The organism is Streptomyces sp. NTD91, from assembly GCF_059510455.1.
Window position 1 is genome coordinate 31,881 of sequence record NZ_JCAJZW010000038.1, and the last position, 23,511, is coordinate 55,391.

A 23,511-nucleotide genomic window follows, 5' to 3' on the forward strand; every position below is an offset into this window, starting at 1 on the left:
CGCAGACAATCATATTTCACTCTCAGTCAGCAGCCGTATGAGTCACCACCCTTGGGGCACAAGGACTCTCGACGGATCGGCTGTGCACCAGTACCGTCACAAACCCCCCGCGCGGCGACTATCCACTTGGCGCGCCGTCCGCATCATGGATGACCATAGGGACGCGGAAAGCAGAAAAAGACCGCTGTGAGAGGAGGCGTCCATGGGATCGGTACGCAAGGCGAGTGCGTGGCTCGGCCTCGTCGACGACAACGATGACGAGCGTTACTACGACGACGAGTACTCCGAGGGCACCGAATCCGGGGACGCCTGGGTCACGGACCCCCGGGTGAAGGTGGCATCGGACACGGCCGAGGAGAGGGGCCGCCGGATCGGCACGGTCACCCCGGACAGCTTCCGGGACGCCCGCGCCATCGGCGAGCTGTTCCGGGACGGCGTCCCGGTCATCATGAACCTCACGGCGATGGAGCCCGCCGACGCCAAGCGCGTGGTGGACTTCGCGGCGGGGCTGACCTTCGGTCTGCGCGGCACGATCGAGCGGGTCGCGACCCGGGTCTTCCTGCTGACGCCGTCGAACACGGAGATCGTCAGCGGCGAGCCGGCCGCGCACCGCGAGGACGGCTTCTTCAACCAGAGCTGAGGCAGGGCCGCTCACCGGCCCTGCCTCCCCGGAGGCTCACCGGAAGGCGTCGAGCCCGGTGAGCGCCTTGCCCAGCACGAGCTGGTGCATCTCGACGGTGCCCTCGTAGGTGAGCACCGATTCCAGGTTGGTCGCGTGCCGCATCACGGGGTATTCGAGGGAGATCCCGTTGGCACCGAGGATCGTCCGCGCGGTACGGCAGATCTCGATGGCCTCGCGGACGTTGTTGAGCTTGCCGAAGCTGACCTGCTCGGGGCGCAGGCGGCCGGCGTCCATCCGCCGCCCCAGGTGGTGGGCGAGCAGGATCCCCTTGTGCAGTTCCACCGCCATGTCGGCGAGCTTGGCCTGGGTGAGCTGGAAGCCCCCGATGGGCCGCCCGAACTGCTCCCGGGTCCTCGCGTAGTCCAGGGCCGCCTCGAAGCTGCTGCGTGCCGCGCCCATCGCGCCCCAGACGATGCCGTACCGGGCGTGGGACAGACAGCTGAGCGGGCCCCGCAGCCCGGTGACCTCCGGCAGCACGGCGCTTGCGGGCAGGCGCACGTCGTCCAGCACCAGTTCGCTGGTGACGGAGGCGCGCAGGGACCACTTGTGCTTGATCTCCGGCGCCGAGAAGCCGGGGGTGTCGGTGGGGACCACGAAACCGCGGATGCCGTCCTCGGTCTGCGCCCAGACGACGGCCACCCCGGCGACCGAGCCGTTGGTGATCCACATCTTGCGGCCGCTCAGCACCCAGTCTCCCCCACCGTCGCGCTTGGCGTGGGTGCGCATGGAGGCGGGGTCGGAGCCGTGGTCGGGCTCGGTCAGCCCGAAGCAGCCGATCACCTCGCCGGCCGCCATGCGCGGCAACCACTGCTGCTTCTGCTCCTCGCTGCCGAACCGGTGGATCGCGTACATGGCGAGGGAGCCCTGCACGGAGACCAGGGACCGGATGCCCGAGTCCGCCGCCTCGAGCTCCAGACAGGCCAGGCCGTACTGCACGGCGCTGGCCCCCGCGCATCCGTACCCGCTCAGCGACATCCCGAGCGCCCCGATCCCGCCCAGCTCCCTGGCGAGTCCACGGATGCCGGGCAGCTCGCCCTTCTCGTACCACTCGGCGACGTGCGGCAGCACGCGGTCCGCCGCCCAGGCCCGCACGGTGTCCCGCACGGCCAGGTCTTCCGGTTCCAGCAGGTCGTCGATCCCGAGCGGATCGGCGGGGTCGAAGGCGGGCGACTTCGGGGACGCGGACATGGGACACCCTCCGGCAACACAAGAAAACTAGCACCGCTAGTCAGGTTTCGCGGCCGACGTTACGGCCCGGCGTCCCGCACGTCCAGTACGTCAGACCGAGACCCGGGACTCCGCCGCTTCCACTTCCCTCGGCGCGGGCAGCTCCACCGCCGCCAAAGGCTCCGCGCACTGCATGACCCGCGGCAGCCGCAGCGCCATCACCGCGCCCAGCAGCAACAGACTCGCGCTCACCAGCAGCGTCACATGCAGCCCGTACACGAAGGAGTCCCGCGCCACCCGGCGCAGCGCCGCGCCGGTGGGTCCGCCCAGCCGTCCGGCGACCTCGTAGGCCTCGCCGAGCGAGCGCCCGGCCGCCTTGGAGGCATGCCGCGGAACGCCCGGCACGGCGCGCAGGTGCGGCGCGTAGGCCGCGTTCATCACGCTGCCGAGCAGCGCGATGCCGATGCCGGCGCCGAGCTGGTACGACGTCTCGCCGATCGCGGCCCCGCCGCCGGCCTGGTCGGCCGGGCACTCGCTGAGCATCGACTCGTACGCCCCGAAGAGCGTGGTCTCCAACCCGAAGCCGAGCAGCACGAAACCGGCCAGCAGCAGCGGTGCGTTGTCGGTGGCGCCCATCGCGGTGAGCGTCAGGACCGCGGCGGCGGTGAGGCAGAAGCCGAAGCACACCATCCGGCGCGGCCCGAAGCGGCGCAGCATCCGCGCGCCCGCCAGGCCGGCCGCCATCGCCGCGACGGTCAGCGGCAGCAGCCGCAGACCGGTCTGCAGCGGGGAGAGTTCGAGCACGAGCTGCAGGTACTGGGCGGCGATCAGCTCCAGCCCGACGAGCGCGAGCATCGCCAGCACGATGCAGCCCACCGCAGTGCTGAACCCGGGCCGGCGGAACATGCGCAGATCCACCAGCGGCTGGGTCAGCCGCCGTTGCCGCCGTACGAACAGGACGAGGAGGGCAGCGCCGACCAGCAGCGGCAGCACGGTGAAGGGGCTCGCGGGTGCCTCGCCGCCGCCGAGCCGCTTCACGCCGAGCACGACACCGAAGAGACCGCCGGCCGCCATCAGGGCGCCGACGACGTCCCAGGGGCCGTTCCGGTCGCCGTGGGACTCGGGCAGCAGGATCCGGCCCACCGGCAGGCTGACCAGCATCAGCGGGATGTTGACGAGGAAGACCGCGCCCCACCAGAAGTGCTCCAGCAGGAAGCCGCCCAGCAGCGGGCCGACGGCCGCGCCGACGGCGGCCACCGCGCTCCAGATGCCGATCGCGAGCGCCCGCTCGCGCCGGTCGGGGAAGACCTGACGCAGGATCGACAGGGTGGCCGGCATGATCATGGCGCCGCCGACGCCGAGCAGCGCACGGGCGAGGATCAGCGTCTCGGCGCTCTGCGCGAGGGCGGCCAGCGCGGAGGCGATCCCGAACAGGCCGTAACCGAGCAGCAGGACGCGTCTGCGGCCGACCCGGTCGCCGAGGGTGCCGAAGAGGATCAGCAGCGCGGCGCAGACCAGCGGATAGACGTCGACGATCCACAGCAGCTCTATGCCGCTGGGCCTGAGGTCCTCGGTGACGGCGGGGACCGCCACGTGCAGCACGGTCGCGTCGAGGGCGACGAGCAGCAGGCTGACGCAGAGGACGACGAGGACGACCCAGCGGTTCGCACCGGGCCCGGTCGCCCTACGGCATGGCCGTACGGCAGCCGTGGTCGTCCCGGACATGTACGTACCTCCCAGATGTACCTCGCACGGGGCGGACCGACGGGGTGGGGACTCCCTGTCGTACGGCCGGAGACGAGCGGGGTCTCCGGCCCGCGCAACCCGACGCGGGTGACTCGCCAGCCTACGCGAGTCCGTCACGGGGGCACGTGGCGGACCTCTCACACGCGCGACGGAACCCGTGTGGTGTACGCCACGTCGTTCCCTCTTGACCACGCCCCGGCGGCCGGTCCGGTTCCCCCGCCGGTCGATAATCGGGTCCGTGACCGATCTTGACACGCGCGTGACCACGCCCCACGCCCCTCTCCTGCGCCGGGCCGCCCCGGCCCTCCTGGGCTGCGCGGCGGTACGGGCCCTGGGGCTGGTCGTGCTGGCGCTGTGGAGCGCCGCGCGCGGCAGGAGCGCGTACACCTTGCTGACCGCACGCTGGGACGCGCTCTGGTACACGCGGGTCGCCGAGCTGGGGTACGGCTACGAGGTACGGCTGCCGAACGGCGACGTGCACTCCGATCTCGCGTTCTTCCCGCTGCTGCCGTGGCTGGAGCGCCTGGCTCACGCGGTCACACCGCTGTCGTACGCGGACGCCGGCTTCACCGTGAGCCTGCTCGCCTCGCTCGCCGCCGCCTGCGGGATCTTCGCCGTCGCCGAGCGGGTGTACGGCGCCCGGGTGGGGGTCTGCGCCGTGCTGCTGTGGGCGGTGCTGCCGGTCGGGATCGTGCAGTCGATGGCGTACAGCGAGTCGCTGTTCACGGCACTGGCGGCCTGGTCGCTGTACGCGCTGCTGACCGGCCGGTGGATCACGGCCGGCATCCTGGCGGCGCTGGCGGGGCTGACCCGGCCGGTGGGAGTGGCGGTGGTCGCGGCGGTGTGGGTGTCGGGCATGCTCTCGTACGGGCGAGACCGGAGCAGGATGCGCTCGCCCGGCGCGCGGGCCGACAAACACGCCCCGGCGTCCGCGCTGGGCGCGTCCGACGGCCCGCGCGCTTCGGCTCACACACCGGGGCGCACATCGGACATACCGGCACGCTTGCAGGCCACTTGGAGCCCGGCCGCACTGTCCGCCCCACCGGCCCCGCCCCGGCGCCGGGCGCTCGGCATGCTCATCGCGCCGCTCGGGGCCGCCGGTTATGTGCTCTGGGTCGGGCAGCGGACCGGGAAGGGACCGCTCGGGTACCTGGACGTTCAGGCCGGATGGCGCAACGGGTTCGACGGCGGTCATGCCTTCGCGCGCTTCGTGGCCGACAAGTTCACGTCAATTCCGTCCGCGTTCGCCGGCGCCGGACTGGTCATCGGGGTGGGCCTGCTGCTGTGGCTGTACCTGACCGGCGTCCGCCGGCGCCAGCCGGTCGAACTGCTGGTGTACACGGGCGTCGTCCTCGCGCTCGCCCTGTGCGCGTCAAGTTACTTCGGATCCAAACCACGGCTGCTGATGCCCGCCTTCCCGGTGCTGCTGCCGCTCGCCGGAGCGCTCGCCCGGCTGCGCACGTCCCGATCCGTGCTGGTAACGGCCGCACTGGCGGTCGTCGCCGCGGCGTACGGGGCGTTCTGGCTGAACGGCTCCGGCCCCCCGTGACCGCCCGGGCCCGCCGATGACGCTCCGGAAAATTCCGCGCCAGGACCGGGTTAACGTATTCATAAGCGCCATATAAACAACGCCCGGCATGATCAAAGGAATTGCAGGGAACCGTCTCACAGGATTGCGGAATCACCGGAATTCGGGTCGCCCTTGAGAGGTTTCCCACATCACATCGTCATCACAAAGCCGCTGTTTCGACCGGGACCACACCTCACTCGCTGTAACGTCGATTGGGTGCGTACCGAACGAAACCTCACCCGGCGTCTGGACCGGGTGTTCGCCAGACTCGACCGTGAGCCGGAACGACCGGCCCACATCGATGTGCCGAGGATGAGCCGGCACCGGGTCGTGCTGTTCACCGCGACTCTGGCTTTCTACCTGGCGATCGTGTGGGCCGTGGTCATCACGTCCTGGCTGGTCCGACTCGACTGGCAGGTCATGTTCTTCCGGCCGTACCAGCAGTGGCCGCAGATCCACGCCTTCCTCGACTACTACGTGGTGCTCGGCCAGCGCGGCCCCACCGCGGTGATGGTCGCGGCCTGGCTCGGCTGGCGCTCCTGGCGGCAGCACACGCTGCGCCCGCTGCTCACCCTGGCCGCCTCACTGCTGCTGCTCAACATCACGGTCGGCGCCGCCAAGTACGGCATGGGGCGCCTCGGTCCGCACTACGCGACCGTGATCGGCTCGAACGAGATGGGCCTGGGCGGCGATATATTTCCCAGCGGTCACACCGCCAACGCGGTCGTGACCTGGGGCATCCTGGCCTATCTGGCCTCCACTGCGCGAGCGCGCCGCTGGCTGTCCGCGCTGTCCGCGATCACGGCGCTGGGCGTCGGCCTCACCACCGTCTACCTCGGTACGCACTGGCTGAGCGACGTGCTGCTGGGCTGGGCCGCGGGCCTGCTGATCCTGCTCGCCATGCCGTGGTTCGAGCCGCTGATCGCCAGGACCGAGATGTGGCTGTTCGACCTGCGCGACCGTTGGCGCGCCCGCCGCAGCCGGCCCGTGCTCGAACCGGCCGTCCCCGTCGCCCCGGTGGCGCTCAGACCGCGCGGCGCGCCGGCCGAACAGCCGGCCCCGGTGCGCGAACCGGTCGCCTCGGCCCGCGCCCCGAGAACCCCGGCGCATCTGGCCCCGGGGCCGCACACGGCCCGCGCGGAGCGCACCCCGGTCACCCCGGCCGGCAGCCGCCGCCCCCAGCACACCGATCACCGCGTGCCTCGCGGCACGGCCCAGCCGGCCCGACCCCTGACGGGCGGCTGACGACCCCGGCCGGCAGCGGGCCCGGTACGCACGACGGCCCGCGCACACGGCGAAGCCGCGATTCCCTCAGCAGGGAATCGCGGCCTTCGCCGTGTGCGGGCGTCCGGAGACGGCGGCCCTCAGCCCTTCCACGCGCGGGCCACCACGCCGTCCCGCACCTCGAAGTTCAGCCGTCCCGGCCGGTACTCCATGGTGATGATCGCGCCGGGCGGCAGCGACCGTACCGTCGACCACCCCCGTTGCCGCGCGAGCCGTTCGGCACTCTCGGCAGCGAGGCCGACGTACCCTTCCGGACTGTCCTGGGGCTCCGCTGGCGGAGTGGGATTCGGTGCCATGTCGCCACGCTACCGCGCGCCGCGAGGTAAGAACCGCATCCGGCTCCCGTCACACTTCTGTCACAGCTTCCCGGCCCTCGATTCCCTCGAACTCGGTCACGTGTACGGGAGTTTCCGGGCGGTCCACTGCGGTTATCGGACAGAATTCTCACGCACCGGAGCGACCCGTTGAATTGCCCGGTGGAATGTTCCGCGGCCATGTCGCGGTCGGATCCGCGGGTGCGATTACCCGCGCAATCCGGCGGGGACGCCGGGGACCTGACGCGGCACAGGAATTTTCACGGATTCAGCACATCTGCGCATACGCCCCCTGTCGGAGCGGGTGACCCGGCGAGCATCATGGCGCCGGACCGCGGTACGCGGGTCGGCAGGCCCGGGCGCGACGACGCACAGGGCGGCGAGCGACGGGGACCGAGACCGCACCTGCGACGGCAGGACGGGTGCGCGGCCGGAACCGGGCCGGCCGGGTGGTGGTCGACCGGCTCCACCACCGACCACAACCGGCTCACCACCACCGACCACAAGAGGATCCGGCACCGGTATCCGATCACGGCGTTCGGCTTCTTCCTGGCCGGCGGGGTCACGGCGCCACTGGTGCGCGCCGAACCGGCGGCCGGGATGCAGCGGCTGGTGACCGTCGCCGGTGGCGGGGCTCGCGTCGACCGGGCAGCCCGGCTCGCACAGCCGCTCCGGTCAGGGAACGCGGACAGCCGCTGTCCTCACGGAACAGCGGCTGTTCTGCGCGGGTGCCTGTGGGTCAGAGCGTGAGGCGCTGGCCGGGCAGGATCAGGTTGGGGTCGTCGCCGATGACCTTCTTGTTGGCGGCGTAGATCCGCTGCCAGGTGGTGCCGTGCCGGGCGGCGATGACGCTCAGGGTGTCGCCCTCGCGCACGGTGTAGTTCCCCGTGCCGCGGGACACGCTGCGGTTGGTGTGGGCGGCCGGGCGTTCCGGCGTCTTCGCGGGAGCGGACTTCGTCGTCACGCCCTTCGCGGCCGTCGTGTCCGTGGAGCCCGTTCGGGCCGCCGCCGCGGGAGCCGCGCCGAAGGCCCCGGCGCGGGCCGAGCAGACCGGCCAGGCGCCCCAGCCCTGGGCCTGCTGGACCTTGGCGGCGACGGCGATCTGGGCCTCCCGGGAGGCCTGGTCGGCCGTCGGGGCGTAGGCGGTGCCGCCGTACGCGCGCCAGGTGCCGGCGGAGAACTGGAGCCCGCCGTAGTAGCCGTTGCCGGTGTCGATGTGCCAGTTGCCGCCGCTCTCGCACTGGGCGATGCGGTCCCACACTCCGTCGTCCGCCGCGGCGGCGTTGCCGGTGGCGGCGAGCAGTCCCAGCGGGGCGAGCAGCGCGGCTCCGGCCAGCGCGGCGGCCGTGCGACCCTTGCGGGCACCCTCGGGACGGGCGGTGCTGCGGGTGGTATCGGCACACTCGGACATGTGATTCCCTCTCCACGAACCCGGGCTCCCCCGGGCGGAGCACGCCGCGCCGCGCAGGACCGCGGTCGCTCGTGCCCGCCCCGTCCGCGTGACCGGTGCCGGCGGTGGTGCTGTGCCGGTGCCGGGCGTCGGACGTACCCGAGCGGTGCTCGTTGCACACGGCGGAGGAATGTAGGGAGGACGAGCCGCCGGAATCAACCAACACCCCGTCATTCGAGGCCAGTTGCCTGTTACCGCAGGTATCGTCGATTTTCGGCCACCCACTACATGCATGAATTTCCTGATTTTTCGACCACCGACTGAAGTGACCTGTGACCCACTTCACCTCTTCAAGTTCCTTGACAGCGCGGTCAGTTGACCGTGAGTAGCGGATTCCGGACTTCCGGTGACCGTATGCGCCGGTTGGTTCGAACAGGTCGCCCGCGGGGCGTGACTCCCACCACAGGACGTCCGTTGTCTTCTTCATGAGCCCGGAACCCCGGGACTCAGCGGCCGGGAGCCACCCGGCCGACCCAGTGCCACATCCCGAGGGAGCCACCGTGCCGCGCATGCTCGACGTCAGCGACGCCGTACGCGCCGAGATCGGCGACGAAGAAGCCGACCGGCTGCTCGCCGGAGAGAACGCCCCGGGCAGTTACGACTGCACGTCCTGCCGCACCCCGGGCGACTCCGAGCAGGAGCGCACCAGCACCGTTCTGTTCGTCGGCGACGAGACCGCCGTCCTCGCCTTCGCCCACGCCAGCTGCCTGCCCTCGCAGGTCGTCCAGGTCACCGAGGAGCAGTTGCAGGGCGCGGTCCGCTCCATCGGCGGCGTCGCCGACGGCGCGGGCCCCGCCGCCGCGGGCGGGCCGCAGCAGGCCGTGCCCGAGCAGGCGGTGCTCGGCGTGACCAGCGGACTCGTCCTGATCGAGGGCGAGTTGCACCCCGCGCTCGTCGTCGAGCCGACCTCCCCGATCGTGCGGCCGGGCTCCACCGGGCCGGGCGACGAGTTCCTTCCGCTGCTCATCGAGCAGGGCTTCATGCCGGTGACCGAGCTGGCGTCCGTGCCGCCGGTGCTGCACGGCTGGTCGGTGCTGCTCGCCATGGGGCAGCTGCACGCGGTGCTGCAGCCCTCGGCGCACGGCGGTCAGCCGGTCGCCTGGTGGCAGGCGCACCAGCCGCTGCAGGTGACGGACGGCTGGCGGGCCGCGGCCAACAAGCACCAGCAGGTGCTGCTGTTCGCGGCCCCGGTGGGGTCCATCGGGCGTCAGCCCCGGGAGGATCTGCTGCGGGAGTCCCTGGACAAGTCCGCGGCGAACGGGAAGCTGGTCGCGGCGGCGCTTCCTCTCGCGGGTACGTGAGTCCTTCGCCCAAGGGCGGTTTCTCTCGCGAGCGGCAGGGCCCCCGCGCCTCTCGGGGACGTTGCGGTGACCGCATCCCTTTGCGGTCTCCGTCGTTTGGACATACGTGCACGCATACGACACCTCCCCGCCCCGCCGGTCCGCCTTCGTCTCCGTTCCCTCTGCCCGGTTGGCGCAGGACGGGGGTGGTGGGGGCTCGGCCACGCCGATCTACGACTCGCTCTACGCCGAGTGGGTCAAGAGCTTCCGGGCGCTGCCGGGCGACCGGAGCGGCGAGGAGGAGCTGAGGTTCTGCCCCTTCGGGCACCTCCAGGACCGCACGGGGTCCTACGGAGGGCATCGCACGGGGTCGTTCGGCAGCTCGTACACCGCCTACAGCGCGGGAGCGTACAGCGCGCGGCAGCAGTCGCAGTGGCAGCGGGTGGGCACACTGGGGCGGCAGCAGGACACCGGGATGCAGCACGTCCCCGCGGCGCTGCCCCCGGGGCCGCGCCGGGGCGAGTGACCGGCATACGGCGTGAAGGGCGGCCCCTGGAGGACCAGGCGCCGCCCTTCACGTCGTACCGGCGTCACTTCTTCTTGGCGCCGCGCTTCTCGCGTACCCGCACCGAGATGTGGATCGGGGTGCCCTCGAAGCCGAACTCCTCGCGCAGGCGGCGCTCGATGAAGCGCCGGTAGCCCGCCTCGATGAAACCGGAGGCGAACAGGACGAACCGCGGGGGCTTGGTGCCGGCCTGGGTGCCGAACAGGATGCGCGGCTGCTTGCCGCCCCGGATCGGGTGCGGGTGGGCCGAGACCAGCTCGCCGAGGAAGGCGTTGAGCCGCCCGGTGGGGACGCGCGTCTCCCAGCCGGCGAGGGCGGTCTCGATCGCCGGGACCAGCTTCTCCATGTGGCGACCGGTGCGCGCCGAGACGTTCACCCGCGGGGCCCAGGCGACCTGGCCCAGCTCCGTCTCGATCTCCCGCTCCAGGTAGTAGCGGCGCTCCTCGTCGAGGGTGTCCCACTTGTTGTAGGCGACGACCAGCGCGCGACCCGCCTCGACGGCCATGGTGACGATCCGCTGGTCCTGCACCGAGATGTTCTCGGAGGCGTCGATCAGGACGACCGCGACCTCGGCCTTCTCGACGGCGGCGGCCGTGCGCAGGGACGCGTAGTAGTCGGCGCCCTGCTGGAGGTGGACGCGCTTGCGGATACCGGCGGTGTCCACGAACTTCCAGGTCCTGCCGCCGAGTTCGATGATCTCGTCGACCGGGTCGCGGGTGGTGCCCGCCAGTTCGTCGACGACGACGCGCTCCTCGCCGGCCACCTTGTTCAGCAACGAGGACTTGCCGACGTTCGGGCGGCCGATCAGGGCGATCCGGCGGGGACCGCCGATGCCGGCCCCGCCGAAGGTCTCGCGCGGCGCGTCCGGCAGCACCTCCAGGACGGCGTCCAGCATGTCGCCCGTGCCGCGGCCGTGCAGCGCGGAGACGGGGTGCGGCTCACCGAGGCCGAGGCTCCACAGATAGGCCGCGTCGGCCTCGCCGCTCGGTCCGTCCACCTTGTTGGCGCACAGCACGACCGGCTTGCCTGCCTTGCGCAGCAGCCGGACGACCGCCTCGTCGGTGTCGGTCGCGCCGACCTTGGCGTCCACCACGAAGACGACCGCGTCGGCCGCCTCGATCGCGTACTCGGCCTGCGCGGCCACGGAGGCGTCGATACCGAGGACGTCCTGCTCCCAGCCGCCGGTGTCGACGACCTTGAAGCGGCGGCCGGCCCACTCGGCCTCGTACGTGACGCGGTCGCGGGTGACGCCCGGCCGGTCCTCGACGACCGCCTCGCGGCGGCCGATGATCCGGTTGACCAGCGTCGACTTGCCGACATTGGGACGGCCGACGACGGCGAGCACGGGCAGCGGGCCGTGGCCCGCCGCCTCGATGGCGCCCTCGACGTCCTCGATGTCGAAGCCCTCTTCCGCGGCGAGCTCCATGAACTGCGCGTACTCGGCGTCGCCGAGAGCCCCGTGGTCGTACTCGTGCTCAGCCGAGTCGCCGGGCTGGATGTCGTCGTTCATGAAGTCCGTACCTCGTCGTTCATTCGTGGTGATCGGTGGAAAAGCCCCGCATGGGCCGATCCACTACTCAAGTGTCGCTTGGCGCCCGGTCAGGCGCCTGGCGTTTTCCAGGTGACTGGTGAGCTGCTTCTGGATGCGTTCGGTCGCCTCGTCCAGCGCCGCGCGCGTACGCCGCCCGCCGGGGTCGCCCGCGTCGAAGGGGTCGCCGAAGACGACGTCGACGCGGGAGCGCAGCGGGGGCAGTGCCTTGATCAACCGCCCCGGCCGCTCCGCGCTTCCCAGGACCGCGACGGGCACGATCGGCGCCCCGCTGCGGACCGCGAAGTAGGCGAGCCCGGCGCGCAGTGAGGCGAAGTCGCCCTCGCCCCGGGTGCCCTCCGGGAAGATGCCGAGCACCCCGCCCGCCTGAAGCAAGGCTAGGGCCCGGGTGATGGCGGTGCGGTCGGCGGTGGCGCGGTCCACCTTCAGCTGGCCGATGCCGGTCAGGAAGGGGTCCAGCGGGCCGACGAAGGCCTCCTTCTTGATCAGGAAGTGCGTGGGCCGGGGTGCCACGCCCATGACCATCGGGCCGTCGATGTTGTGGGAGTGGTTGACGGCGAAGATCACCGGGCCGGTGGCCGGCACCTTCCAGGCGCCGAGCACGCGCGGCCTGAACAGGCCGTACATCAGGCCGACGCCGATGCGCCGGCCGACCTCGGCACCCCGCTGCGAGGGCAGGTTCACTTCCCGGCCCGCTTCTCCTCGACCAGGGTGACGACGCACTCGATGACCTGGGCGAGGGTGAGCTCGGTGGTGTCCACCTCGACCGCGTCGTCGGCCTTGGCGAGGGGCGAGGTCTTGCGGGAGGAGTCGGCCGCGTCCCGCTTGATCAGCGCCTCGCGGGTGGCGTGCAGGTCGGCGCCCTTCAGCTCGCCGCTGCGGCGGGCCGCGCGGGCCTCCGGAGAGGCGGTGAGGAAGATCTTCAGGTCGGCGTCCGGGAGGACGGTCGTACCGATGTCACGGCCCTCGACCACGATGCCGTTCTCCGCTCCCGCGGCGATCGAGCGCTGCAGCTCGGTGATCCGGGAGCGCACCTCGGGCACCGCACTGACCGCACTGACCTTGGAGGTGACCTCCTGGGTGCGGATCGGGCCGGCCACGTCCACGCCGTCGACCGTGATCGCCGGGGCGGCCGGGTCGGTGCCGGAGACGATCTCCGGCTTGCCGGCGACGGCGGCGACGGCCGACGGGTCCTCCAGGTCGATGCCGTTGTTCACCATCCACCAGGTGATCGCCCGGTACTGGGCGCCGGTGTCCAGGTAGCTCAGGCCGAGCTGCGCGGCGACGGCCTTCGACGTGCTCGACTTGCCCGTGCCGGAGGGGCCGTCGATCGCGACGATCACGGGCTTGGCGGACGGGGCGGCGCCGTATTCCACGGAGGGACACCTTCCTGGTGCGGTGTGGGCGGGTGCGAGGGGGCGAGAGCGCCCTGCACAAGGTTACTGGGTGCGGGTCACTCGTCCGGACGCGTGCGGGCGCCCTACTGGCGCAGCGCCCAGCCCCGCTCACGCAGCGCCTCCGTCAGCACCGGCGCCGCCTTCGGCTCGACCATGAGCTGCACCAGACCCGCCTGCTGACCGGTCGCGTGCTCGATGCGCACGTCCTCGATGTTGACCCCGGCCCGGCCCGCGTCCGCGAAGATGCGGGCCAACTGGCCGGGCTGGTCGTCGATGAGGACGACGACGGTCTCGTACACGCGCGGCGCGGATCCGTGCTTGCCGGGTACCCGCACCTGGCCCGCGTTCCCACGGCGCAGCACGTCCTCGATGCCGGCGCTGCCCTCGCGCCGCTTCGCCTCGTCGGAGGACTGCAGCGCCCGCAGCGCCTCGACGGTCTCGCCGAGGTCGGCGGCGACCTCGGAGAGCAGGTCGGCGACCGGACCCGGGTTCGCGGACAGGATGTCGATCCACATGCGCGGGTCGGAGGCGGCGATCCGGGTCACGTCCCGGATGCCCTGTCCGCACAGCCGTACGGCGGCCTCCTCGGCGTGCTCCAGGCGGGCCGCGACCGTGCTGGACACCAGGTGGGGCATGTGGGAGACGAGGGCGACGGCGCGGTCGTGGGCGTCGGCGTCCATGACGACCGGCAGGGCGCGGCAGTGCGAGACCAGCTCCAGGGCGAGGTTCAGCACCTCGGTGTCGGTGTCCCGGGTCGGGGTGAGCACCCAGGGGCGGCCCTCGAAGAGGTCGCCGGTCGCGGCCAGCGGGCCGGACTTCTCGCGCCCGGACATGGGGTGCGTGCCGATGTACGCCGACAGGTCCAGGCCGAGCGCCTCCAGTTCGCGGCGCGGGCCGCCCTTGACGCTGGCCACGTCCGCATAGCCGCGGGCCGCCCCCCGGCGCATGGCGTCGGCGAGGACGCCGGCCACAAGGGCGGGCGGGGCGGCCACGATCGCCAGGTCCACGGGCCCCTCGGGAGCCTCGTCGGTGCCGGCGCCCAGCGCGGCGGCCGTGCGGGCCTGCTCGGGGTCGTGGTCGGCGAGGTGGACGGTCACCCCGCGCTGGGTCAGGGCCAGAGCGGCGGAGGTGCCGATGAGGCCCGTGCCGATGACCAGGGCGGTTCTCACTGGGCGATGTCCTTGCGCAGGGCGGCCGCGGCACCCAGGTAGACGTGGTCGATCCCGGACCGGGGCCGGTCGGACTCGATGTGCGCGAGGAGCCGTACGACCCGGGGCATGGCACCCTCGACGTCCAGTTCCTGTGCGCAGATCAGCGGGACGTCGACGATGCCGAGCTTGCGGGCGGCGGCCGCCGGGAAGTCGCTGTGCAGGTCGGGGGTGGCCGTGAACCAGATGCTGATCAGGTCGTCGGTGGTCAGTCCGTTCCGGTCAAGGACGGCGGTGATCAGGGCTCCGACCTGCTCGTCCATGTGCCCGGCCTCGTCCCGTTCGAGTTGGACGGCCCCCCGGACCGCTCGTACCGCCACGGCGCTGCTCCCTGCTGACATGCGGATCTGTTCCTGGTCCGTCCAGCGTAGTCAGCCCGCGTGCTCGAGGTGCGCGGCGCCCGATCGCTGAGACGATGCAGAGAGTCTCTTTCCATTGATTTATGCCGATATCAGCAAATATATGGAGGCTGCAGTGAGCAAGGACGTGGGGCGGCGCACGGTTCTGGTGACCGGCGCGGCGGTGGCGCTCGCCGTGCCCGTCGCGGCATGCGGCAGCAACAAGAGCGGCGGCGGCAGCTCCAGCACCACGGAGAGCGGCAGCGACGTCAGGAGCGGCGGGGACCTGGGAAGGACCAGTGACATCCCGGAGGGGGGCGGGAAGATCTTCAAGGACCGGAAAGTGGTCGTCACGCAGCCGAAGAAGGGCGACTTCAAGGCCTTCTCGGCGATCTGCACGCACCTGGGCTGCACGGTGAACAAGGTCGCGGACGGCACGATCGACTGCCCCTGCCACGGCAGCAAGTTCCACATCGCCGACGGCTCGGTCGCACACGGCCCGGCGACCAGGCCCCTCCCCCCGAAATCGATCGAGGTACACGGAAATTCGATCAAACTGACCTGAGGAACCGTCGTACGCTCCGGGCATGCAGCCCGAGACGCTGGTACGCGACCACACCGTCTACGCCTGTGTCATGGGGTCCCGGGCCTTCGGTCTGGCGACGGACACCAGCGACACCGACCGGCGGGGCGTGTTCCTCGCCCCCACTCCCCTGTTCTGGCGGTTCGAGAAGCCGCCGACACATGTGGAGGGGCCGGGCGAGGAGCAGTTCTCCTGGGAGCTCGAGCGGTTCTGCGAGCTGGCGCTGCGCGGCAACCCGAACATCCTGGAGTGCCTGCACTCCCCGCTGGTGGAGCGGGTGGACGACACCGGCCGGGAGCTGCTGTCCCTGCGCGGCGCCTTCCTCTCCCGCCGGGCCCACGACACCTTCACCCGCTACGCCCTCGGCCAGCGCAGGAAGCTGGACGCCGACGTCCGCGCGACGGGCGCCCCGCGCTGGAAGCACGCCATGCATCTGCTGCGCCTGCTGATGAGCGCACGGGACCTGCTGCGCACGGGTGAGCTGCGGATCGACGTCGGCGACCGGCGGCAGGAACTGCTCGCGGTGAAGCGGGGCGAGGTCCCCTGGGCCGAGGTCGAGGCACGGATGGCCCGGCTGGGCGCGGAGACGGAACAGGCCCTGCGCCACAGCCCCCTGCCGCCCGAGCCGGACGAGGCGCGTGTGGCCGACTTCCTGTTCCGCACCCGCCGGGACTCGGCGTTCCGGACGGCCCCGCCTGCGCCCTGGTAGACGAGTAGGTCCGAAGGGGCCGGGTGCATGACGCGAGGGTCTCGTTGGTCCGTTTGTGACGACGGACCTCGAAACCCTCGCGACTGCACTGTACGGGAAGATCGATGACTCTCTGGCGGGATCGCGCCGATGGGGCCGTCCGCCGAGGTGAGGTGTGCTCTCCGGACCATTCGCGTCGTTGCCCGAAGGGCGGCCGCGCGGCGTCCGGTGCGTGCTCTCGGCGGGCCGGCCCCAGGTCCTCGTACTGTGGCCGTACCCGGTCTGGGACCGGCGCGGCGAGTGGGGGCACCTCCCACGCCTCGAGGCAGTGGGGGAGCGTGCAGGGCGTCGCGCGGCAGACGGGAAGGGTCGGACAGGCCCCCGGGCGGACGCCCCGGCGCCGCGGTCAGTTCTCCAGGCGGACGCGGACGACGAAGTCGTGCAGGGCGTCGTGGGCGCTGGGCGCGTCGGGCAGGGCCGAGGCGGCCTGCGCCTCGTCGAGCGCCGCGTGCAGGCGCTCCACGTCGGCCTCCACGCGCGCGTGCTCGATGTCGGCGGCCCCGTGCTCCCGCTCGCGCTTGGCGGCCATCAGCTCGGGCACGTACGCGGGGGCGCCGACCGTGTCGAGCAGTGTGGGCAGATGGGCCTGCACCTCGCCGCTGTGCATGAGGTGGATGCCGGTGAGCAGCACCCGCAACGTGTAGAGCAGCGGCTTGAGTTCGCCGGTCTTCTCGAACAGCCGCCACTGGGTCACCGCGAACCCGCGGTAGTGGTGGGCGTGGTGGCTGGTGAGGACGCCGGGGGCGAGCGCGGCCAGTTCCCGGTGCGTCTCACCGGTGTGCACGACCAGCGGCGAGAGCAGCTGCTCCAGCACGTAGCCGTTGCGGCGCAGCATCAGCCGTACGAACTTGCGCAGGTCGTGGGTGACGAGGTCGAGTTCGACGCCGTAGCGCACCCAGGCCCGGGAGCGGGTCTCCTCGGGCTCGCGCAGCCCGACGACGTCGGCCGCCGGGAGCAGATGGACGCCGCGCAGGTCCACGTCCGAGTCCCGCGAGGGGAAGCCGTACAGATGGGCTCCGGAGACGGTCGCGAACAGCAGGGGGTCGGGCTGCTCCGCGACCACGGGCCTCAGGTCGATGTCGAGGTCGTCGATCATGGGCCCAAGCGTCCCAGAGCGCTCCCGGCGCCGGCAGGCCGCCCCCGGTACTCGATCCGCTCGTCCCGATGGGCGGGCCGGCCACCGGCATCGGGCCTGGCGCCCGCGAACCTGCCGGGGAGACAGGCGGAACGCGCGGCCCGCGCAGGGTGGTGACGGGCGCCTCGGGGAAGAGCAGGAAGCACGGCAGCCCTGTGGCGAGCGCCTGCTCGGCGAGCCGGGTGTGACCGACGGGGCCCCGGCCTGGGCGAGCAGGTGGACAGAACAGCTAGCGCGGACTGCAACCGGGCGGCGCCCGAGCACTGTTCGCTGCTCGGGCCAGGGCGAGGCCGGCCGGGGCGACCCGCATGTCGCGCCGCAGCTCTTGGAACAGATCGGACCGGTGTCCTGCCGACAGGTGTCGTCCGGTATTGGCACCGGTCCGCGAACTCCTCGCCCGGCGACCGCCGAAGCCGTGGGGAGGGCCCCGAGGGCGTCCCCGCGCTCCGGGCACGACGCGCTCGGGCGTAGGATTCCCCCCTTTATCGTCACTATGACGATAAAGGGGGGTGATGACCGCGGTGAGGTCCTTAGAGGTCGACTTCCTTCATCAGCATGCCGACCTCGGTGTTGGACAGGCGCCGCAGCCAGCCCGACTTCTGGTCGCCGAGGGTGATCGGGCCGAAGGCGGTGCGGACCAGCTTGTCCACCGGGAAGCCGGCCTCCGCCAGCATGCGCCGCACGATGTGCTTGCGGCCCTCGTGCAGGGTCACCTCGACCAGGTAGTTCTTGCCGGTCTGCTCCACGACCCGGAAGTGGTCCGCGCGCGCGTACCCGTCCTCCAGCTGGATGCCGTCCTTCAGGCGCTTGCCGAGGTCGCGCGGGATGGGACCGACGATGTGCGCGAGGTAGGTCTTCTTCACGCCGTACTTGGGATGGGTGAGGCGGTGCGCCAGCTCGCCGTGGTTGGTGAGCAGGATGACGCCCTCGGTCTCGGTGTCCAGCCGGCCGACGTGGAAGAGCCGCGTCTCCCGGTTGGTCACGTAGTCACCGAGGCACTGACGGCCCTCCGGGTCCTCCATGGTGGAGACGACACCGGCGGGCTTGTTCAGCGAGAAGAACTGGTACGACTGCGTGGCGACCGTCAGGCCGTCGACCTTGACCTCGTCCTTCTCCGGGTCCACCCGGCGGCCCTGCTCCAGCACGATCTCGCCGTTGACCTCGACCCGCGCCTGCTCGATCAGCTCCTCGCAGGCCCGCCGCGAGCCGTAGCCGGCGCGCGCGAGGACCTTCTGCAGCCGCTCGCCCTCCTGCTCGGCGCCGGGGAAGGTCTTGGGCAGCTTGATGTCCTTCTTGCCGGCGTACCGCTCGCGGTTGCGCTCCTCGACCCGCGTCTCGTACTCACGCGAGCGCGCGGGGGCCGTACGGCCGCCCTGCTGGGGCTTCTTCGGGCCGCCCTTGGCGCCGCCGCGGGCCGCGCCGCCACGCCCGGCCTTGGGGCCGTCCTTCGAGGCGGCCGGGCCCACGTCGTAGCGGCGCTCCTCGGGGCGGGGCTTGCGGGGACGGCCCTGCCCCTCCTTCTGGTCCCTGTTGTTGCCGGCACCGCGGTAGTTACCGCGCCCGCCGCTCTTGCCGCTGCCGCTGCTTCGCATCAAAGTTCCGTCTTAGTCGTCTGCGTCCTGACCGCCGGACGCGTCGGGCGCGTCCGGGTCGAACGACAAAGCCCCTTCCTGGGTCTCGGCCTCGATCGCCTCCGCCTCCGGGAGGAAGGGCGCGAGCTCCGGAAGCTCGTCCAGGCCGCGCAGGCCCATCCGCTCCAGGAAGTAGTTCGTCGTCCTGTACAGGATCGCACCTGTTTCGGGTTCCGTGCCCGCCTCCTCGACCAGACCCCGCTGCAGGAGGGTGCGCATCACGCCGTCGCAGTTGACCCCGCGCACCGCGGAGACCCGGCTGCGGCTGACCGGCTGGCGGTAGGCGACCACCGCGAGGGTCTCCAGTGCGGCCTGGGTGAGCCGGGCGGTCTGACCGTCCAGGACGAGCCGCTCGACGGCGGGCGCGTACGCGGCGCGGGTGTAGAAGCGCCAGCCGCCCGCGACGAACCGCAGCTCGAAACCGCGGCCCTGCACGGTGTACTCGTCGGCCAGCTCCCGCAGCGCGTCCGCGACCTGCCGTCTCGGCCGCTCCAGCAGCCTGGCCAGGTGCTCCTCGGTCGCGGGCTCGTCCACGACCATGAGCATCGCCTCCAGGGCGGGCTTGAGACCGAGGTCGGCGACGCCGCGCAGCCCCGGAGGAAGCTCGGTGGTCTCGCTCATGCCTTCTTCTCCTCCTCGGGCCGCTCGGGCGGGCGGTCGAACTCGTCGGTGACCATCGGTGCCGTGTCGGCGTCGCCGCCGGTCCAGCGCACGAGCAGCTCGCCGAGCGCGGCCTCCTGCTCCAGGGCGACGGCCTTCTCGCGGTACAGCTCCAGCAGGGCGAGGAACCGGGCCACGACGGTCAGGGTGTCGTCGGTGTCCTCCACCAGCGCCCGGAAGCTGACCTCCCCCAGCTCCTTCAGCCGGGCCACCACGATCCGGGCCTGCTCCTGCACGCTGACCAGCGGGGCGTGGATGTGGTCGACGTACACCTGCGGCTTCGGCTTGGGCTGCATCGCCTTGACCGCGAGCCTGGCGAACCCCTCGGGGCCGATGCTGATGACGACCTCGGGCAGCAGCTCGGCGTGGTGCGGTTCCAGGCCGACGGTGCGGGGCCGGCGGCGGGCCTCGTCCTCGAGACGCGCGTTGAAGATGTCCGCGATCTGCTTGTACGCCCGGTACTGCAGCAGCCGCGCGAAGAGCAGGTCCCGCGCCTCCAGCAGCGCCAGGTCGGCCTCGTCCTCCACCTCGGCGGCGGGCAGCAGCCGGGCCGCCTTCAGGTCGAGGAGGGTGGCGGCGACGACGAGGAACTCGGTCGTCTGGTCCAGGTCCCAGTCGGGTCCCATGGCCCGGATGTGCGCCATGAACTCGTCGGTGACCTTCGACAGCGCCACCTCGGTGACGTCCAGCTTGTGCTTGGAGATCAGCTGGAGGAGCAGGTCGAAGGGGCCCTCGAAGTTCGACAGGCGGACCTTGAAGACGCCGTCACGGGGTTCCCCGGAGTCGACGGGCGCGGGCTCTTCGGGTGCGACGGCTTCGGGCGCCTCTTCCGGTGCGGGAACCCGGGTCTCCGGCTCGGGAAGGGGTACCGGGACGTCGACCGGTTCCTGCTGTGGAACCCCGGGACCCCGCCCCAGCGCACGCCGACGGCCGGCACCGGCGCCGGGGAGGGGAACGTCGTTCGGGGTCATGGCCCCCGCAGGCTACCCCTACCGGCCCCGCAGCCGCCGTACGAGGATGCTCGCGTCCCCCCGGGACTCCAGGTCGGCCAGGACCACGGCCACCGCCTCGCGGACGATCCGGCCGCGGTCGACGGCGAGACCGTGCTCGCCGCGGAGCACGAGACGCGCGTGCTCCAGGTCCATCAGCTCCTCGGCCGACACGTAGACCGTGATCTTCTCGTCGTGCCGCTCGCGCCCGCTGGGCCGCCGTGCCGCCGCCCGTCCGCGCTTGCGTGGCTGTGTATCGGCGGGTGCGCCCGAGGCATCCTGTGACTGCCGGCGCGCCGGGCGGGTGCGGGACTCTCCGGCCCCGTCCTGGTCGGCCTCCACCGCGACGTGCTCGGCGCCCTCGCCGTCACCGCCCTGGACCGGCACCGACTGCGGTGCGTCCTCGGCGGCGGCCACGTCGTCGCTCTCCCCCGCGGGGGCCGGTACCCGGGCCTCACCGCCCGTCGCGCGCCGGGGAGTCGACGGCTGAAGTGCCATCCCTCCTGTCGTCCGGAAGAGTTCGTCGGCCCCGGGCAGACTCACTCGGCGTGACACCGGGCGAGCACCTCCCTGGCGAGCTGGCGATAGGCGGCGGCACCGACGGAGTTGGAGGCGTAGGTGGTGATCGGCTCACCGGCGACCGTGGTCTCCGGGAAGCGGACCGTGCGGCCGATGACCGTGTGGTAGACGTGGTCGTCGAACGCCTCGACCACCCGGGCCAGGACCTCACGGCTGTGGACCGTGCGCGAGTCGTACATCGTGGCGAGGATGCCGTCCAGTTCCAGCTCGGGGTTGAGCCGCTCCTGGACCTTCTCGATGGTCTCGGTCAGCAGCGCCACCCCGCGCAGGGCGAAGAACTCGCACTCCAGTGGAACGATCACCTTGTGAGCGGCCGTCAGGGCGTTGACGGTGAGCAGGCCGAGCGAGGGCTGACAGTCGATCACGATGTAGTCGTAGTCGGGCATCAGCGGCTTCAGGGCGCGCTGCAGCGTCGACTCGCGGGCGACCTCGGAGACCAGCTGGACCTCGGCCGCCGACAGGTCGATGTTGGAGGGCAGCAGGTCCATGTTGGGGACCGCCGTCTTCAGCAGGACCTCGTCCGCGGACATGCCCCGCTCCATGAGCAGGTTGTAGACCGTCAGGTCGAGTTCCATGGGGTTGACGCCGAGACCCACCGACAGCGCGCCCTGCGGGTCGAAGTCCACGAGCAGCACGCGCCGGCCGTACTCCGCGAGCGCGGCACCCAGGTTGATGGTCGACGTCGTCTTGCCGACGCCGCCCTTCTGGTTGCACATCGCGATGATCTTCGCGGGGCCGTGGTCGGTCAGCGGGCCCGGGATCGGGAAGTACGGCAGCGGGCGCCCGGTCGGACCGACGCGCTCACGGCGCTGGCGGGCCGCGTCGGGCGCGAGCGTGGCCGCGTACTCCGGATCGGGCTCGTACTCGGCGTCGGGGTCGTAGAAGTGCCCCTCGGGCAGTTCGTCGTAGTCGGCGAAGTGGTTGTGGGGCGCGCCACTTCCGTCGCCGGCCATGGCGTTCACGTGATGGCCATCCATGCTCTGGTGTGCTGTCCGGGCGGTCTGCGGTCCCGGACTCTGGTGGGCTGCGAAGGTACGCACAGCTACGGAGCCGACAGCCTCGAATCCCGCGGGGCCCCGGCCCCGTGCAGGCATTCCTGGTTGACCACCCCCGGGAGAAAATGTCGACTCATTCACAAGTCGTCTTACCTCCTTGGTGACCAGGAAACTTCTAGACAAGGTCAGCGTGGCACCATGCCGACGGTTGGCGACTCTATGGCGTGTCGGCGGTTCGCAGCAACACAATCCGCCGGACCCGGCAGGATGTGTCGGCAATGAAACATCTCGCTGTCAAGGGCGTACGGCCGTCGCACAGCAGGTTTCACCGGTGTGCGAATCGGTCGAAGGGTTACGTTCGAGGCGAGTTGACCGAGCGTCGCAAAGTGACCATACACACACCCGGCCGGACCTTGTCGGGCAAGGTCCGGCCGGGTGCGCACTGTTGACCAGCTGTGTTGACGAATCGCCTTTCACGCCCTGGTGACTTAGCGGCTCGGCAGGCCGGAGGATCAGCCGAGCAGGGTCTCCAGCTCCACGTGCTCCAGGCCGTGCGCCTCGGCGACCTCCTTGTAAACGACCTTTCCGTCATGGGTGTTCAGGCCCTTGGCGAGCGCGGGGTCGCGGCGCAGCGCCTCCACCCAGCCGTTGTTGGCGAGGGAGACGATGTACGGCAGGGTCGCGTTGGTGAGGGCGTTGGTGGAGGTGTTGGGCACCGCGCCGGGCATGTTGGCGACGCAGTAGAAGACCGAGTTGTGGACCTGGAAGGTCGGCTCGGCGTGCGTGGTCGGGTGGGAGTCCTCGAAGCAGCCGCCCTGGTCGATCGCGATGTCGACAAGGACACTTCCGGGCTTCATGCGGGCCACCAGCTCGTTGGTGACCAGCTTCGGGGCCTTGGCGCCGGGGATGAGGACCGCGCCGATGACCAGGTCGGCCTCGAGGACGGCCTTCTCCAGCTCGAAGGAGTTGGACATGATCGCCTTGACCTTCGTGCCGAAGATCCGGTCGGCCTCGCGCAGCTTGTTGATGTCGCGGTCGAGCAGCGTCACCTCGAAGCCCATGCCCACGGCGACCTGGGTGGCGTTCCAGCCGGAGACGCCGCCGCCGATGACGACGGCCTTGGCCGGGGTCACGCCGGGGACGCCGCCGGGCAGCACACCGCGCCCGCCGGCCGCGCGCATCAGGTGGTAGGCGCCGACCTGCGGGGCGAGGCGGCCCGCGACCTCGGACATCGGGGCGAGCAGCGGCAGCGAGCGGCCCGGCAGCTCGACGGTCTCGTAGGCGATGGCGGTGGTGCCGGACTCGATGAGCGCGTCCGTGCACTCCTTGGAGGCGGCCAGGTGCAGGTAGGTGAAGAGGATCTGGTCCTTGCGGAGGCGGTGGTACTCCTGCTCGATGGGCTCCTTGACCTTCAGCAGCAGGTCGGCGGCGGCCCACACCTCGTCGGCGGTGTCGAGGATGGCGGCACCGGCGGAGACGTACTCCTCGTCCGTGATCGAGGAACCGAGGCCGGCGCCCCGCTCGACGACGACCTGGTGCCCGTTGCGCACCAGCTCGTGCACACCGGCGGGGGTGATGGCCACCCGGAACTCGTTGTTCTTGACCTCGCGGGGGATGCCGACCTTCACGTCGATCACGGTC

At 71.5% G+C, this 23,511-nt stretch carries 23 protein-coding genes and 1 pseudogene; 8 read left to right on the top strand and 16 right to left on the bottom strand.

The genetic code is table 11. The features are described 5' to 3' along the window. The first annotated feature begins 202 nt into the window (after positions 1 to 202). Positions 203 to 640 carry a cell division protein SepF gene (locus AC5WRT_RS29825; protein WP_496097117.1) on the top strand — a complete coding sequence of 146 codons (438 nt, stop codon included), beginning with the start codon at positions 203 to 205 and terminating at the stop codon, positions 638 to 640. 36 nt (positions 641 to 676) lie between these two features. On the opposite strand, the gene AC5WRT_RS29830 is transcribed toward AC5WRT_RS29825, so the two are convergent. Beyond that, positions 677 to 1,870: an acyl-CoA dehydrogenase family protein gene (locus tag AC5WRT_RS29830; protein ID WP_496097118.1), complete on the bottom strand. Its 1,194-nt coding sequence runs from the start codon at positions 1,868 to 1,870 to the stop codon at positions 677 to 679. A 90-nt stretch (positions 1,871 to 1,960) separates the two neighbouring features. Further along, complete coding sequence (locus tag AC5WRT_RS29835) at positions 1,961 to 3,574, bottom strand: MFS transporter (protein WP_496097119.1); 1,614 nt, start codon at positions 3,572 to 3,574, stop codon at positions 1,961 to 1,963. Positions 3,575 to 3,833: 259 nt separating this feature from the next. Between AC5WRT_RS29835 and AC5WRT_RS29840 the strand changes: the two genes are divergently transcribed. Then, complete coding sequence (locus AC5WRT_RS29840) at positions 3,834 to 5,144, top strand: glycosyltransferase family 39 protein (protein WP_496097120.1); 1,311 nt, start codon at positions 3,834 to 3,836, stop codon at positions 5,142 to 5,144. Positions 5,145 to 5,381: 237 nt separating this feature from the next. Then, on the top strand, positions 5,382 to 6,410 hold the full coding sequence (locus AC5WRT_RS29845; RefSeq protein WP_496097121.1) for a phosphatase PAP2 family protein: 1,029 nt from the start codon (positions 5,382 to 5,384) through the stop codon (positions 6,408 to 6,410). 119 nt (positions 6,411 to 6,529) lie between these two features. Here the strand turns inward: AC5WRT_RS29845 and AC5WRT_RS29850 are convergent, their stop codons facing one another. Together AC5WRT_RS29850 and AC5WRT_RS29855 are read right to left on the bottom strand one after the other, a co-directional pair. Further along, positions 6,530 to 6,745, bottom strand: coding sequence for an I78 family peptidase inhibitor (locus AC5WRT_RS29850; protein ID WP_496097122.1), 216 nt, complete (start codon positions 6,743 to 6,745; stop codon positions 6,530 to 6,532). A gap of 757 nt (positions 6,746 to 7,502) precedes the next feature. After that, positions 7,503 to 8,174, bottom strand: a complete 672-nt coding sequence (locus AC5WRT_RS29855) for a transglycosylase family protein (protein WP_496100794.1) — start codon at positions 8,172 to 8,174, stop codon at positions 7,503 to 7,505. Between the two features lie 539 nt (positions 8,175 to 8,713). Between AC5WRT_RS29855 and AC5WRT_RS29860 the strand changes: the two genes are divergently transcribed. Together AC5WRT_RS29860 and AC5WRT_RS29865 are read left to right on the top strand one after the other, a co-directional pair. Further along, positions 8,714 to 9,514: a DUF8842 C-terminal domain-containing protein gene (locus AC5WRT_RS29860; RefSeq protein WP_496097124.1), complete on the top strand. Its 801-nt coding sequence runs from the start codon at positions 8,714 to 8,716 to the stop codon at positions 9,512 to 9,514. Positions 9,515 to 9,620: 106 nt separating this feature from the next. Then, positions 9,621 to 10,019, top strand: a complete 399-nt coding sequence (locus AC5WRT_RS29865) for a hypothetical protein (RefSeq protein ID WP_496097125.1) — start codon at positions 9,621 to 9,623, stop codon at positions 10,017 to 10,019. 64 nt (positions 10,020 to 10,083) lie between these two features. Here AC5WRT_RS29865 and der read toward each other — a convergent pair whose 3' ends face one another. The 5 genes from der to aroH form a co-directional block, all read right to left on the bottom strand. Continuing rightward, positions 10,084 to 11,568, bottom strand: a complete 1,485-nt coding sequence (gene der, locus AC5WRT_RS29870; protein ID WP_496097126.1) for a ribosome biogenesis GTPase Der — start codon at positions 11,566 to 11,568, stop codon at positions 10,084 to 10,086. Between the two features lie 63 nt (positions 11,569 to 11,631). After that, positions 11,632 to 12,234 (bottom strand): lysophospholipid acyltransferase family protein, encoded by a 603-nt coding sequence (locus AC5WRT_RS29875; protein WP_496097156.1) that lies wholly within the window; start codon positions 12,232 to 12,234, stop codon positions 11,632 to 11,634. A gap of 53 nt (positions 12,235 to 12,287) precedes the next feature. Continuing rightward, positions 12,288 to 12,983 carry a (d)CMP kinase gene (gene cmk / locus AC5WRT_RS29880; protein WP_496097127.1) on the bottom strand — a complete coding sequence of 232 codons (696 nt, stop codon included), beginning with the start codon at positions 12,981 to 12,983 and terminating at the stop codon, positions 12,288 to 12,290. 104 nt (positions 12,984 to 13,087) lie between these two features. After that, complete coding sequence (locus AC5WRT_RS29885; RefSeq protein WP_496097128.1) at positions 13,088 to 14,173, bottom strand: prephenate dehydrogenase; 1,086 nt, start codon at positions 14,171 to 14,173, stop codon at positions 13,088 to 13,090. Then, positions 14,170 to 14,532, bottom strand: coding sequence for a chorismate mutase (aroH, locus tag AC5WRT_RS29890; protein ID WP_496097157.1), 363 nt, complete (start codon positions 14,530 to 14,532; stop codon positions 14,170 to 14,172). The genes AC5WRT_RS29885 and aroH overlap by 4 nt, the downstream gene beginning before the upstream one ends. 142 nt (positions 14,533 to 14,674) lie before the next feature. Here aroH and AC5WRT_RS29895 point away from each other — a divergent pair, with 142 nt between their 5' ends. From AC5WRT_RS29895 to AC5WRT_RS29905, 3 genes and pseudogenes are all read left to right on the top strand, one after another. Further along, entirely contained in the window at positions 14,675 to 15,115 is a 441-nt protein-coding gene (locus tag AC5WRT_RS29895) for a Rieske (2Fe-2S) protein (protein ID WP_496097129.1), read from the top strand. A gap of 22 nt (positions 15,116 to 15,137) precedes the next feature. Next, positions 15,138 to 15,842, top strand: coding sequence for a nucleotidyltransferase domain-containing protein (locus tag AC5WRT_RS29900; protein WP_496097130.1), 705 nt, complete (start codon positions 15,138 to 15,140; stop codon positions 15,840 to 15,842). A 55-nt stretch (positions 15,843 to 15,897) separates the two neighbouring features. After that, a pseudogene (locus AC5WRT_RS29905) lies at positions 15,898 to 15,987 on the top strand (IS982 family transposase); the annotation flags it as partial. A 240-nt stretch (positions 15,988 to 16,227) separates the two neighbouring features. Here AC5WRT_RS29905 and AC5WRT_RS29910 read toward each other — a convergent pair. From AC5WRT_RS29910 to ald, 7 genes are all read right to left on the bottom strand, one after another. Continuing rightward, positions 16,228 to 16,977, bottom strand: a complete 750-nt coding sequence (locus tag AC5WRT_RS29910; protein WP_496097131.1) for a nucleotidyltransferase domain-containing protein — start codon at positions 16,975 to 16,977, stop codon at positions 16,228 to 16,230. Between the two features lie 569 nt (positions 16,978 to 17,546). Continuing rightward, positions 17,547 to 18,608 (bottom strand): pseudouridine synthase, encoded by a 1,062-nt coding sequence (locus tag AC5WRT_RS29915; protein WP_496097132.1) that lies wholly within the window; start codon positions 18,606 to 18,608, stop codon positions 17,547 to 17,549. A 12-nt stretch (positions 18,609 to 18,620) separates the two neighbouring features. Next, the gene (scpB, locus tag AC5WRT_RS29920) at positions 18,621 to 19,268 is read right to left on the bottom strand and encodes an SMC-Scp complex subunit ScpB (RefSeq protein ID WP_496097133.1); all 648 of its coding nucleotides are present in this window, start codon (positions 19,266 to 19,268) and stop codon (positions 18,621 to 18,623) included. Continuing rightward, positions 19,265 to 20,278 carry a segregation and condensation protein A gene (locus AC5WRT_RS29925; protein WP_496097134.1) on the bottom strand — a complete coding sequence of 338 codons (1,014 nt, stop codon included), beginning with the start codon at positions 20,276 to 20,278 and terminating at the stop codon, positions 19,265 to 19,267. The genes scpB and AC5WRT_RS29925 overlap by 4 nt, the downstream gene beginning before the upstream one ends. Before the next feature lie 18 nt (positions 20,279 to 20,296). Then, positions 20,297 to 20,851 (bottom strand): hypothetical protein, encoded by a 555-nt coding sequence (locus AC5WRT_RS29930; RefSeq protein ID WP_496097135.1) that lies wholly within the window; start codon positions 20,849 to 20,851, stop codon positions 20,297 to 20,299. Next, positions 20,836 to 21,969 carry a ParA family protein gene (locus tag AC5WRT_RS29935; RefSeq protein ID WP_496097136.1) on the bottom strand — a complete coding sequence of 378 codons (1,134 nt, stop codon included), beginning with the start codon at positions 21,967 to 21,969 and terminating at the stop codon, positions 20,836 to 20,838. The genes AC5WRT_RS29930 and AC5WRT_RS29935 overlap by 16 nt, the downstream gene beginning before the upstream one ends. 413 nt (positions 21,970 to 22,382) lie before the next feature. After that, positions 22,383 to 23,507, bottom strand: coding sequence for an alanine dehydrogenase (gene ald / locus AC5WRT_RS29940; RefSeq protein WP_496097137.1), 1,125 nt, complete (start codon positions 23,505 to 23,507; stop codon positions 22,383 to 22,385). Between the last annotated feature and the right edge of the window lie 4 nt (positions 23,508 to 23,511).